The organism is Streptococcus oralis, from assembly GCF_016028255.1.
In the GTDB taxonomy this organism is placed as follows: domain Bacteria; phylum Bacillota; class Bacilli; order Lactobacillales; family Streptococcaceae; genus Streptococcus; species Streptococcus oralis_AC.
In genome coordinates this window covers 1766851-1779726 of record NZ_CP065707.1, presented here as the reverse complement: position 1 = coordinate 1779726, position 12876 = coordinate 1766851, and the positions used below count along the sequence as shown (strand labels likewise).

Below are 12876 nucleotides of genomic sequence, written 5' to 3'. Positions count from 1 at the left end.
ATGGACTTGATTTGTAATGATGTTCACTTTGGACTAGGAGAGAAAAAAATCTTAAAAGGAGTTTCTCTTAAGGTTGAGGGGCATCAATTTCACACGATACTGGGACCAAATGGAAGTGGAAAAACCAGCCTGCTTAAACTCCTCTATCGTCAGGAAAAGGCGGACAAAGGCTTGATAAGCCTAGATGGAAAGCCGCTGGAGCATTGGTCACTCAAAGAAACAGCCAAGCAGATGGCAGTTGTAACCCAGTTCAATCAATTGCAGTTTGATTGTACAGTTGAGGAAATCGTCTTGCTGGGAAGAACTCCCCACCTCTCTTTTCTACAGAAGGAAAGGGAAAGGGATTATGCTCTCGTTCAAGATGCTCTCGTCAAGGTGGATATGCTTGAGAAGAAAACTCGTCTCTATTCGTCCTTGTCAGGGGGGGAGAAACAACGAGTTTTATTAGCCCGCGCCTTGGCGCAAGAACCGACTCTCTTGCTCTTGGACGAACCAACCAATCACCTAGATATCAAGTACCAGCTAGACTTGCTGGCCATTGTGAAGAATCTCAAGGTCAATGTTCTAGCTGTCCTGCATGATATTCAACTTGCTTGTCGCTATTCGGATTATCTCTATCTGATGAAAGAGGGAGAAATCCTTTACCAAGGGACTCCAAAGGAGATCATCACCCCTGAGTCATTGAAAACTGTATACGGAGTTCAAAGTCAGGTTACTTGGACCGAGGATCAGCAAGCCATGATTCACTATTTATAAAAATGAAAAGGAAAACAAGATGAAAAAAACACTAAGCATTTTACTCGTAACAGTAGCTACCCTAACCATGGCAGCTTGTGGTAACACTACTACAGAAAAAGCTACCACACAGTCCAGCACAGAAACAAGTCAAAAGGCTAGCACAGAGACGACTTATCCACTCACGGTCAAGACCTATGATGCTAAGGGGAATGAAGTCGAACAAGTCTTTGACAAGGCACCTGAAAAAGTTATCACCAACAATCTTTCAACAACTGAAATCTTGTTAGAGTTAGGCTTGAAGGATAAAATTGCTGGCATGCTCAACCCTGACAATGCTGTAACAGACAAATACAAGGACGCGATTGCGACTATTCCTCAAATTGGCGATAAAAAAACAGTCTCACAAGAGACAGTGCTTTCTTATGAACCAGATGCTGTGATGGGTCGAAACATGATGTTTTCTGAAAAATCTTTGGGGACAGTTAGCACTTGGAATGAAAACAAAATCCCAGTTTATACACAAAAAGCTTCTCTCTCAACGATTCAGCAAGATTTGGGAAATATTGTAGAAGACGTTAAAAATCTTGGAATGATTTTCAATGTTCAGGACAAGGCCAATGAATACGCAGCCCAATTACAAGCTAAAATTGACGCTGTTAAGAAAGCAAACCCAGCAAGTCAAGGTGAAAAGAAAAAGGCTTTGATAATGGTTGCTTATAATGACGACACCTTCGGTGCCTACAAGTCTGCTTTGCAAGAAAGCCTGCTAAATCAACTTGGTTATACAAACGTTGCAACGGGAACATCAGGCTTGACCTTGGAAAATCTCGTGTCAATGGATCCTGAATTGATTATCTATGTAACCAGCGACCGCAATAAAAAGTTGGATGCTAACGCAGTAGAGTTGATGAAGAAAAATGCTGTTTTGGAAAACGTTCCTGCAATTAAGAATCAAAAGATCATGACCATCTCTTATGATGAGTTGATGGATTATGGTCCAGCAGTGATTGATTCCCTTGAGAAAATCAATGACTTTATCAATAAATAATGAGTTTGATTGGGAAGGAATCCAAGTTAGGGTCAGTCTTCCTTCGACCTATGATCCCAACCAAACCTATCCAGCTATTCTCCTGAATGATGGAAACTTGGATTTTCTATCTTCCCTTTCAGAATCTGTGATTTTAGTGGGCTTGACCTCCAAAAATCGCCTAGACGACTACACTCCCTGGAAGGCATCGGCTCTGAGAGAGGGGGCTCCAGATTTTGGTGGTCAGGCAAATGCCTATCATGGTCATTTATTTGGAGGTCTTTTAGACAAGTTGCAGTCGCTTTATCGCCTGGACAAAAATCGCCTTGCTTATGGGGGTTACTCACTAGGTGGTTTGGCGGCTGTATACAGTCTTTTCCATTTTGACAAGGTCTCCTGTATCTTCTCTATCTGCGGTTCCTTTTGGTATCCTGATTTTACGACTTATTGCAGAGATGAAAAGGTGAAAAATTTGGACTGTTTGCTGTATTTACAGAACGGTCAAACAGAAGGAGCCCATCATACCAATCGCTTGGCTCAAGCACCAGCCTATGCTGAGCAGATCCATACCAGTCTTCAGCAACGCTATCCGACTGGTCAGTTTGTCTTTGATCCTTATGGGCATCATGAGCAAGTAGCTGAGCGATTTGTGTCTTTTTCTAACTGGTTGGCAAAGAAATGGGAGATTGAATAAAGTAAGAGAAGAGACAAGGCAAAAATTAAATTTGAGGGGAAAATTCAGTAAAACTTTCTATAATAAAACGCATAATATTGAACTCTCTGAATTTCTTATATTATGCGTTTTTATGATTTTAGAGTTTCTTTGAATGCAGAAAAATACATGTTCTATAATGAAAAGTGACTGGATTGTCATTGGAAAGAAGCAGACGAGATTTATTAAGAATATTATAGGATTGATGAAATGATAGATATTTGTAGAAAATCACACACTTTAATCTCAGTCATTTTTATATTACTAACACTAGGAATATGTATTTTTGAAGACTGATATTTTTATCATGAATTTATTCGATAAAAGAAAATATTCCTTTATTTCTAAAGAAAGAGGGACAAAATCTTTTTGGGATGATAGAGTAGAATATGAAATTTGCTCTTAATATATTAAAAGAGAAGACCAAGAGGCCCTCTCTCATTGTTAACTATTTTTCTCTTATTAGAGTTGGCAAAGAGTCTAAATGGTGCAAAACTCCTTTCCTCTACCTTCTATATGAAAAGGATCTCCTTAATCTTTTTTCTTAACACCAACAGTCAAACCAGAGGCTACTGCAATTAAGGCAACTCCAAGTACGGATAAATTAGAAGATGCCTTTTCACCAGTTTTGGGTAATTCAGATACTTTATTAGAAAGCGTAGAAGTATGATAAACTGCCTTTGTGCTTCCGATAGGTTTTGGTTTAAGTACGACATGCGCCTCTGTTAAGAAGTCATATTTCTCTGTTACGATGCGGTAAACACGTCCTTCTTGGACAGTCTTAACAACATGATTTGTAAAATCACGATTTAAAAGACTAGAAAATTCTTGATTAATATTAAGATAAAGCCCTTTTGTCCCCTCAACTAAAGGTTTGAAGGTCGATTCTGTGTATCTCATCCCTACAACTGATAGAGAAATATCTGCTGCTTTAAGAGCTTTCAGAGTCTCTTCTACTGTTGGAATGCCTGGAGTACGGAAATCAATACTTTCATCAGTAATTAAGAATGCAAAACGACGATTATTAGAAGCTGTAGACCAATCATAATCTTTTGAGGTTGCAATATGATGTAGAGGGACTGTAGGCTCTTCTGTTCCGCCGTATGTTCGAATAGATCTAAGCGCCTTAATATACTCCTCTACATTCTTAGTGAATTTAGATCTATTAAAATCGAAATATTGAACATTGTCAGCAGCCTCATACGCGATTAAGCCAAGACGAGCATCAACTTTTTTATTAGCCAAATCACGGACAAAGTTCTCGATATTCTGTACAACATTTTGAATAGAAGAATCCATTGAAACTGACTTATCAATAGTAAAGACGATATCTGCAGAACCAGCCGCTTGTTTAGTAATTATTACATCTGCTTCTTTCAAAACTTTTTCAAATGTAGTTTTCTTGATAGTTTGAGTAACATTAGCTACATAGTCATCTGTATTAACGTGATCTGTAACAGTCTTTGTTGTTGTAACAGGTGTCTTTTCTCCAACGGCAGTTCCCTTAGCAGCTAAATGAGTTGTTTCAACACTTACAGAAGTCTCTGCTTTGGCAGTTGCTTCTGTACCAGCTGTGTTTTCTTTAGTATCTACCTTGGCGTCCGTTGAAGTAGTAGTTACTTTAACTATATCACCAGGTTGAGCTTTATCAAGTGGTACTACAGAGACATTAACTTTATCTTGAATCTCCTTAACTGTTTCGGAAATTTGTTGATTAGTTTGAGTAGTTTTAGTGGAAAGTTCATTTGAACCTACTTGAGCAAGATCATTAGCAACTTGACTTGGATTCTTTACCTCATCAGCATCAACTTGTCCCATTGCTGTAAAGGCAGACGCTAGAGCAACCGTCAATAAAACAGACTTGCACTTCCCGAATAAAGAATGTTTATGATTCATTATAAAAATCCTCCCCTTTTTAATAATATAATATCAAAATCAAAGTAATTTGTCAAAAAAATTTCTATATAGAATGTAGAGTTTTCTTCTGATTATACAGGGATAAAGATCATAAAAATGCATAGCAACAAGTGTCCAAAAACATTGATGCTATGCATTTCTTATGGAAAGGCTTGCTGGATTTTCTCTTAAAATCGAGTTTTTGTGCAGCGGTTCTCATTGTCTTAACCAAGAGCCTCTCTCTTCTTATCTGGATTCCAGATAAAGCTTGCAACGAAGGTAAAGATAATCGTTAGAATACCCACAACCACAGCAAGGATGAGGGCAGGGATTCGGACAAACCACCAGAGTGGGTTTGGTTTTTTATCATTGTGCCATTGCTTGGTTTCTTCGTCCAAACGTTGGAATTCTGCTTGGATACGGTCTGCAACCATTTCGATTCCTTCATCATTCATTTTCTTGATGTCTGAGATGTCAATAGGATTTCCAAAGTTCATATCCACACGCTCACGGCTAACCAAGCCCTTCAAGGTCATGGGACCGGTGTAGGTAACAGGCATGATACGAACCTTGGCCATTTTGGCAATCAAGGCAACTCCACCCTTAACATCGTTTGAGTGACGGCTCCCACTTGGAAACATGATGAGAGAGCGGTCGCTTTTTTTGAGGACGTTGATAGGGTACTTGATGGCAGAAGCGCTAGGATTTTCCCGGTCGATAGGAAAGGCGCCACACATACGGATCCACCAGCCAAAGATACGGTTGTTAAACAGCTCTTTTTTGGCCATAAAGATGAACTGTTTTGGCTTGGTCGCAAAGGCCATGTAAACAGGATCCCACCAGGTACGGTGAGGTGCGACGAGGATATAGTTTTCGTCTCGGCTAGGGATTTTATCAGTATTGTGATAGTGGGCATTGCCATTGATGGACCACAAGATCAGCATGACTAGTCCACGCAAATAAGTATAAAACATGAGATCTCCTTCGATTGTATTGCTTTTATTATTATACCTTATCAAAAGACTACTGGCAAACTTTTTCAGTTGTCAGCCAACAGTTTTTGGATGAGATTAGAATTCTGCTAGAAAAAATGATATGATAGAATTTATGGATAAAAATAAGATAATGGGATTAACCCAAAGAGAAGTCAAGGAAAGACAGGCTCAAGGTTTGGTCAATGACTTTACCGCTTCGGCCGGTACCAGTACTTGGCAAATCTTTAAACGAAATGTTTTTACACTTTTTAACGCTTTAAACTTTGCTATTGCTTTGGCGCTAGCTTTTGTGCAGGCTTGGAGCAATCTGGTCTTCTTTGCCGTTATTTGCTTTAACGCTTTTTCTGGAATTGTGACAGAGCTACGGGCCAAACACATGGTGGACAAGCTCAATCTCATGACCAAGGAAAAGGTCAAAACCATCCGTTATGGCCAGGAAGTCGCCCTTAATCCAGAAGAATTGGTCCTAGGAGATGTCATTCGTTTGTCTGCGGGAGAGCAAATCCCTAGTGATGCTCTGGTTCTGGAAGGATTCGCAGAAGTCAATGAAGCCATGTTGACGGGGGAGAGTGATTTGGTGCAAAAGGAAGTGGATGCTCTGCTTTTATCAGGGAGTTTCCTAGCCAGTGGCGCAGTTTTGGCTCAAGTCCACCATGTCGGAGCAGACAACTATGCTTCCAAACTCATGCTGGAAGCTAAGACAGTGAAACCCATTAACTCCCGTATCATGAAATCGCTGGACAAACTAGCTGGTTTTACTGGGAAGATTATCATTCCCTTTGGTTTAGCTCTCTTGTTAGAAGCCTTGATGTTAAAAGGTTTGCCCCTCAAGTCATCCGTTGTAAATTCATCGACAGCCCTTTTGGGAATGTTGCCCAAGGGAATTGCCCTTTTGACCATTACTTCGCTTTTGACAGCGGTGATCAAGCTGGGCTTGAAAAAGGTTTTGGTGCAGGAGATGTACTCTGTTGAGACCTTGGCGCGCGTGGATATGCTCTGTCTGGACAAGACGGGCACCATAACCCAAGGAAAGATGCAAGTGGAGGCTGTTCTTCCACTGACGGAAACTTATGGTGACGAGGCTATTGCCAGTATTCTAACCAGCTACATCGCTCATAGTGAGGATAAAAATCCAACAGCCCAAGCCATTCGTCAGCGTTTTGTGGGAGAAGTTGCTTATCCTATGATTTCGAATCTTCCCTTCTCAAGCGACCGCAAGTGGGGTGCTATGGAATTGGAAGGTCTAGGAACGGTTTTCTTAGGGGCGCCTGAGATGTTGTTGGACTCTGAAGTCCCTGAAGCCAGAGAGGCCTTGGAGAGAGGGTCACGAGTCTTGGTCTTAGCCCTCAGTCAGGAAAAACTAGACCATCACAAACCACAGAAACCATCTGATATTCAGGCTCTGGCCTTGCTGGAGATTTTGGACCCCATTCGAGAAGGAGCAGCTGAGACGCTAGACTATCTCCGTTCTCAGGAAGTGGGACTCAAGATTATCTCTGGTGACAATCCCGTTACAGTGTCCAGTATTGCCCAGAAAGCTGGTTTTGCCGACTATCACAGCTATGTAGATTGTTCGAAAATCACGGATGAGGAATTGATTGCCATAGCTGAGGAAACAGCAATTTTTGGTCGTGTTTCCCCTCATCAAAAGAAACTCATCATCCAAACGCTGAAAAAAGCAGGGCATACAACAGCTATGACAGGGGACGGAGTCAATGATATTCTGGCTCTTCGTGAGGCGGATTGTTCTATCGTGATGGCTGAGGGAGATCCTGCGACTCGTCAGATTGCCAATTTGGTTCTCTTGAACTCAGACTTCAACGATGTTCCTGAGATTCTCTTTGAAGGTCGTCGTGTGGTCAATAACATTGCCCATATCGCACCGATTTTCTTGATTAAAACTATCTATTCCTTCCTGTTAGCAGTTATCTGTATTGCCAGTGTTTTACTAGGACGGTCTGAGTGGATCTTGATTTTCCCTTTCATTCCGATTCAGATTACCATGATTGACCAGTTCGTGGAAGGTTTCCCGCCATTTGTCTTGACTTTTGAGCGAAATATCAAGCCTGTTGAACCAAACTTCCTCAGAAGATCCATGCTTCGCGCCCTACCAAGTGCCCTCATGGTCGTGTTTAGCGTCCTTTTTGTGAAAATATTTGGAGCGAGTCAAGGTTGGTCTGAGTTAGAAATCTCAACCCTCCTCTATTATCTCTTGGGGTCAATTGGTTTCTTATCTGTATTTAGAGCCTGTATGCCATTTACCCTCTGGCGTGTTCTCTTGATTGTCTGGTCTGTAGGAGGCTTCCTAGCCACAGCTCTCTTCCCAATGATTCAAAAGTTGCTTGAAATTTCAACCTTAACTGGACAAACGTTGCCTGTTTATGGGGCCATGATGCTGGTATTTACGGTGATTTTCATTCTAACTAGTCGTTACCAAACTAGAAAATAAAGAAAGACTGCAATCTGTGGATTGCGGTTTTTTTAGGTACAAGATTGCTAGCTGAAATATGGTATAATAAGAGGTAATAGAGTTTTGGAAAGTGAGAGAAGATGATTTCAAAGAGATTAGAAATGGTAGCTTCCTTTGTACCTCAGGGGGCCATTCTACTAGATGTTGGAAGTGACCATGCTTATCTACCGATCGATTTGGTAGAGAAAGGCCATCTAGAGCATGCCATTGCAGGTGAGGTTGTGGAAGGACCCTACCAGTCTGCGGTCAAGAATGTTGAATCTCATGGGTTAAAGGAGAAAATCCAAGTCCGTTTAGCCAATGGCTTGGCAGCCTTTGAAGAGGAAGACCAAGTGTCGGTCATCACCATCGCTGGTATGGGAGGTCGTTTGATTGCTACCATACTGGAAGAAGGTTTGGAAAAGTTAGCTAATGTAGAACGTTTGATTCTACAGCCTAATAATCGTGAAGACGACTTGCGCATTTGGTTGCAAGATAACGATTTTCAGATTGTGGCAGAAAGCATCCTAGAAGAAGCTGGCAAGTTCTACGAGATTTTGGTGGTGGAAGCAGGACAAATGAAGTTGTCAGATATCGATATCCGTTTTGGCCCCTTCTTGTCCAAAGGAGTCAGCCCAGTCTTCGTCAAAAAATGGCAAAAAGAAGCTGCTAAGTTAGATTTTGCCCTTAGTCAAATCCCAGGAAAAAATCTGTCAGAGAGACAGGTTCTAATAGATAAAATTCAAGCCATCAAGGAGGTTCTCCATGCTAGCAAGTGAAGTGATTAACGCGTATGAAGGCTTTTGCCCTCAGGAATTTTCTATGGAGGGAGACAGTCGTGGTCTGCAAATCGGTACTCTAGACAAGGAGATCCAAAGGGTTATGGTTGCTCTCGACATTCGTGAAGATACGGTGGCAGAGGCCGTTGAAAAGGGTGTGGACTTGATTATCGTCAAGCACGCGCCGATTTTCCGTCCTATCAAGGACTTGGTAGCTAGTCGTCCGCAAAATCAGATTTACATTGACCTAATCAAGCATGACATCGCAGTTTATGTCAGCCATACCAATATTGACATTGTTGAAAATGGTCTCAATGACTGGTTCTGTCAGATGATAGGTATTGAGGAGACGACTTATCTTCAGGAAACAGGCCCAGAACGTGGGATTGGGCGGATTGGAACGATTCAGCCTCAGCCTTTTGGGGTATTGGCCCAGCATGTCAAGCAAGTCTTTGGTCTAGATAGCCTTCGAATGGTGCATTATCAAGAAAGTGATTTGCAGAAGCCTATTTCAAGAGTGGCCATCTGTGGCGGTAGTGGTCAATCTTTCTATAAGGATGCTTTAGCTAAGGGGGCAGATGTCTACATTACTGGTGACATCTACTACCACACTGCCCAGGATATGTTGTCTGATGGCTTGTTGGCCTTGGACCCAGGTCACTATATAGAAGTGCTTTTTGTGGAAAGAGTCGCAGCACTTCTTACTCAATGGAAGGAAGAGAAAGGCTGGGACATTGATATTTTACCTAGTCAAGCATCGACCAATCCTTTCCACCATATCTAGTTAGAAAGTGAAAACAATGAAAAAAGTTGCTATTATCGGAGCAGGAATTGTGGGAGCAACAGCAGCCTACTACCTCTCACAAGAAAGTGACCTAGAGGTGATTGTTTTTGACCATGGACAAGGTCAAGCTACCAAGGCCGCGGCGGGAATTATCAGTCCTTGGTTTTCCAAACGTCGTAATAAAGCCTGGTACAAGATGGCACGCTTGGGGGCTGACTTTTATGTGGATTTGTTGGCTGATTTAGAAAAGTCTGGCCAGGAAATTGACTTTTACCAATGTTCGGGAGTTTTTCTCTTGAAAAAGGATGAATCCAAGCTAGAAGAACTCTATCAACTAGCCATAGAGCGAAGAGAAGAGTCTCCCTTGATAGGCCAGTTAGCCATTTTAGACCAAGCGTCTGCAAATGAGTTTTTTCCTGGTCTGCAAGCATTTGACCGCCTGCTCTATGCTTCTGGTGGAGCGAGAGTAGATGGTCAACTCTTAGTGACTCGTTTGCTAGAAGCTAGTCAGGTCAAACTGGTCAAAGAAAAAGTAACTCTGACACCTTTAGCATCAGGTTACCAGATTGACGAAGAGGTATTTGATCAGGTTATTTTGGCGACGGGAGCTTGGTTGGGACATCTGTTAGAGCCTTTAGGTTATGAAGTAGATATTCGTCCCCAAAAAGGACAACTCCGAGATTATCAACTTACCCAAGACATGGAAGCTTACCCTGTTGTCATGCCAGAAGGGGAGTGGGATTTAATTCCTTTTGCAGGCGGGAAATTGTCCCTAGGAGCTACTCATGAAAATGACATGGGATTTGACTTGACAGTGGATGAAAGCTTGCTCCAACAAATGGAGGATGCGGCCTTGCCTCACTATCCAGCCTTGGCAGGAGCGAAATCATCGGGTGAGCGTGTGGGAATCCGTGCCTACACCAGTGATTTCTCACCTTTCTTTGGACAGGTGCCAGGCTTAGCAGGTGTCTATGCGGCTAGTGGACTAGGTTCATCAGGCCTCACAACGGGTCCTATCATCGGTTACCATTTAGCTCAACTGATTCAAGACAAGGAGTTGACCTTGGACCCTCTAAACTACCCAATTGAAAACTATGTCAAACGAGTAAAAAGAGAATAGAATTTTACTGAAATTTTAGCCTCCCCTCTAGGATGGCAAATGACATTCCCTATCAAAAATGGTAAAATAAGAAAAAATAATCCGAGAATCGAGGAAAGAAGATGCAAGAAAAGATTTTGGTGACGGGTGGAGCAGGTTTTATCGGAACCCACACAGTTATTGAGTTAATCCAAGCAGGTCATCAGGTTGTTGTGGTGGATAACCTTGTCAACAGCAATCGAAAAAGTTTAGAAGTTGTTGAAAGAATTACAGGAGTTGAAGTGCCTTTCTATGAGGCAGATATCCGTGATACAGATACTCTTCGTGACATTTTCAAACAAGAAGAACCAACAGGAGTCATTCACTTTGCTGGCTTGAAGGCTGTCGGTGAATCTACCCGTATTCCTCTTGCCTACTATGACAACAATATCGCTGGAACTGTTAGTCTTTTGAAGGTCATGGAAGAAAACAACTGTAAAAACATTATTTTCAGTTCTTCTGCGACAGTTTACGGAGATCCTCATACAGTGCCAATCTTGGAAGATTTCCCACTTTCAGTGACCAATCCATATGGCCGCACTAAGCTTATGCTTGAGGAAATTTTGACGGATATTTACAAAGCAGACTCGGAATGGAATGTGGTCTTGCTTCGTTACTTTAACCCAATCGGAGCGCATGAAAGTGGAGACTTGGGAGAAAATCCAAACGGTATTCCAAACAACCTCTTGCCTTATGTCTCACAAGTAGCAGTGGGCAAACTAGAGCAAGTGCAAGTATTTGGAGATGATTACGATACAGAAGATGGAACCGGGGTTCGTGACTATATCCATGTCGTAGACCTAGCCAAAGGTCACGTTGCAGCTCTTAAAAAACTCCAAAAAGGTTCAGGTCTTAATATTTATAACCTTGGAACAGGTAAAGGTTACTCTGTTCTTGAAATTATCCAAAACATGGAAAAAGCGGTGGGACGTCCTATTCCTTACCGCATCGTAGAACGTCGCCCAGGTGATATCGCTGCCTGCTACTCAGACCCAGCAAAAGCCAAAGCCGAACTTGGCTGGGAAGCAGAACTCGATATTACTCAAATGTGTGAAGACGCATGGCGTTGGCAAAGCAAGCATCCAAATGGATTTGAAGACTAAGATGATGATTTCAATCATTGTCCCATGTCTAAACGAAGAGGAAGTACTTCCTCTTTTTTATCAGTCTGTTGAAGCACTCCTTCCAGAATTGGGGGCAGAAGTCGAATATGTCTTTGTAGACGATGGTTCAAGCGATGGCACTTTGGAGCTTTTGAAGGCTTATCGGGTGCAAAATTCTGCGGTACATTATATCTCTTTCTCGCGAAATTTTGGGAAAGAAGCAGCTCTGTATGCAGGCTTGCAGCATGCAACTGGAGACTTGGTGGTCGTGATGGATGCAGACCTTCAGGATCCTCCCAGTATGCTACTTGAGATGAAAGCCTTACTAGACCAGGATGCGAACTTGGACTGTGTTGGGACACGGAGAACCAGTCGGGAGGGTGAACCCTTTTTTCGCAGTTTCTGCGCTGACATCTTTTACCGCCTCATGCAAAAAATCAGTCCAGTGGCTCTGCCCTCAGGTGCCCGTGATTTTCGCATGATGAGAAGATCTGTGGTAGATGCTATTTTATCCTTGACAGAGTCCAATCGTTTTTCTAAGGGACTCTTTGCTTGGGTCGGTTTTCGAACATACTACCTAGACTATCCAAATGTCGAAAGACAGGCTGGCAAGACCAGTTGGAGTTTTAGACAGCTCTTTTTCTACTCGATTGAAGGGATTCTCAATTTTTCAGATTTTCCCTTGAGTATAGCCTTTGTAGCGGGACTCCTATCTTGTTTTATTTCTTTTATGATGACTGTTTTTGTGGTGTTTCGAACCCTTATCTTGGGGAATCCGACATCTGGTTGGACCTCTTTGATGGCTGTCATTCTCTTTCTTGGAGGGATTCAACTCCTGACCATTGGGATTTTGGGAAAATATATCAGTAAGATCTATATGGAAACCAAAAAAAGACCACTCTATCTCGTCAAAGAAAAAAGTGATCTTTCTGTTTTTAAAGGAAAAAATAACCGGAAAAGACTATAATTTTACCTTGAAATATGCTAAACTAGTAGATGTGGGAATAAAGAGAAAAAATCATCAACATTCATTCCCTGTACATTACGATGGATCTTTGAGAAGTGCTCGTGTAGGACAATGTTTGATGGCCTCCAGAACATCGCTGGTCTCAGCGATTTCTCTTTGTAATTCAACAGGATCATCGTAAAAGCGAACAATACCATTATCATGGTAATCAAAGAGTTCAGAATAGGTTTGGCAAAGCCCGCAGGCGATGCAACGTTCAGGTATAAGTGTGAGTTTCATATTTATATT

12 protein-coding genes are annotated in these 12876 nt (G+C 42.0%); 9 read left to right on the top strand and 3 right to left on the bottom strand.

The features are described 5' to 3' along the window. The 3 genes from I6G42_RS08755 to I6G42_RS08745 are packed head-to-tail and all read left to right on the top strand — an operon-like array spanning position 1 to position 2459. On the top strand, positions 1 to 756 hold the full coding sequence (locus I6G42_RS08755) for an ABC transporter ATP-binding protein (RefSeq protein WP_038805539.1): 756 nt from the start codon (positions 1 to 3) through the stop codon (positions 754 to 756). A 19-nt stretch (positions 757 to 775) separates the two neighbouring features. Beyond that, the gene (locus I6G42_RS08750; RefSeq protein ID WP_038805538.1) at positions 776 to 1786 is read left to right on the top strand and encodes an ABC transporter substrate-binding protein; all 1011 of its coding nucleotides are present in this window, start codon (positions 776 to 778) and stop codon (positions 1784 to 1786) included. Further along, the gene (locus I6G42_RS08745) at positions 1767 to 2459 is read left to right on the top strand and encodes an alpha/beta hydrolase-fold protein (protein WP_038805537.1); all 693 of its coding nucleotides are present in this window, start codon (positions 1767 to 1769) and stop codon (positions 2457 to 2459) included. Before I6G42_RS08750 ends, I6G42_RS08745 begins: the two co-directional genes overlap by 20 nt. A gap of 549 nt (positions 2460 to 3008) precedes the next feature. Here I6G42_RS08745 and I6G42_RS08740 read toward each other — a convergent pair. Continuing rightward, positions 3009 to 4373, bottom strand: coding sequence for an LPXTG cell wall anchor domain-containing protein (locus I6G42_RS08740; protein WP_038805536.1), 1365 nt, complete (start codon positions 4371 to 4373; stop codon positions 3009 to 3011). A 224-nt stretch (positions 4374 to 4597) separates the two neighbouring features. Next, complete coding sequence (locus tag I6G42_RS08735; RefSeq protein WP_038805535.1) at positions 4598 to 5347, bottom strand: lysophospholipid acyltransferase family protein; 750 nt, start codon at positions 5345 to 5347, stop codon at positions 4598 to 4600. A gap of 133 nt (positions 5348 to 5480) precedes the next feature. On the opposite strand from I6G42_RS08735, the gene I6G42_RS08730 reads away from it, so the two are divergent. The 6 genes from I6G42_RS08730 to I6G42_RS08705 all read left to right on the top strand — a co-directional run bounded on the left by I6G42_RS08730 (position 5481) and on the right by I6G42_RS08705 (position 12588). After that, positions 5481 to 7817, top strand: a complete 2337-nt coding sequence (locus I6G42_RS08730) for a cation-translocating P-type ATPase (RefSeq protein ID WP_038805666.1) — start codon at positions 5481 to 5483, stop codon at positions 7815 to 7817. Positions 7818 to 7918: 101 nt separating this feature from the next. After that, a complete protein-coding gene (locus I6G42_RS08725; protein WP_038805534.1) occupies positions 7919 to 8596 on the top strand; it encodes a tRNA (adenine(22)-N(1))-methyltransferase in 678 nt (225 codons plus the stop codon). Further along, positions 8583 to 9380 carry a Nif3-like dinuclear metal center hexameric protein gene (locus I6G42_RS08720; RefSeq protein WP_038805533.1) on the top strand — a complete coding sequence of 266 codons (798 nt, stop codon included), beginning with the start codon at positions 8583 to 8585 and terminating at the stop codon, positions 9378 to 9380. Before I6G42_RS08725 ends, I6G42_RS08720 begins: the two co-directional genes overlap by 14 nt. A gap of 16 nt (positions 9381 to 9396) precedes the next feature. Continuing rightward, positions 9397 to 10500 carry an NAD(P)/FAD-dependent oxidoreductase gene (locus I6G42_RS08715; protein ID WP_038805532.1) on the top strand — a complete coding sequence of 368 codons (1104 nt, stop codon included), beginning with the start codon at positions 9397 to 9399 and terminating at the stop codon, positions 10498 to 10500. Positions 10501 to 10601: 101 nt separating this feature from the next. Beyond that, positions 10602 to 11621, top strand: a complete 1020-nt coding sequence (galE, locus tag I6G42_RS08710; RefSeq protein ID WP_038805531.1) for a UDP-glucose 4-epimerase GalE — start codon at positions 10602 to 10604, stop codon at positions 11619 to 11621. Position 11622: 1 nt separating this feature from the next. Further along, on the top strand, positions 11623 to 12588 hold the full coding sequence (locus I6G42_RS08705; protein ID WP_038805530.1) for a glycosyltransferase family 2 protein: 966 nt from the start codon (positions 11623 to 11625) through the stop codon (positions 12586 to 12588). Positions 12589 to 12663: 75 nt separating this feature from the next. On the opposite strand, the gene I6G42_RS08700 is transcribed toward I6G42_RS08705, so the two are convergent. Next, the gene (locus I6G42_RS08700) at positions 12664 to 12867 is read right to left on the bottom strand and encodes a ferredoxin (protein ID WP_080641299.1); all 204 of its coding nucleotides are present in this window, start codon (positions 12865 to 12867) and stop codon (positions 12664 to 12666) included. Positions 12868 to 12876: the final 9 nt, after the last annotated feature.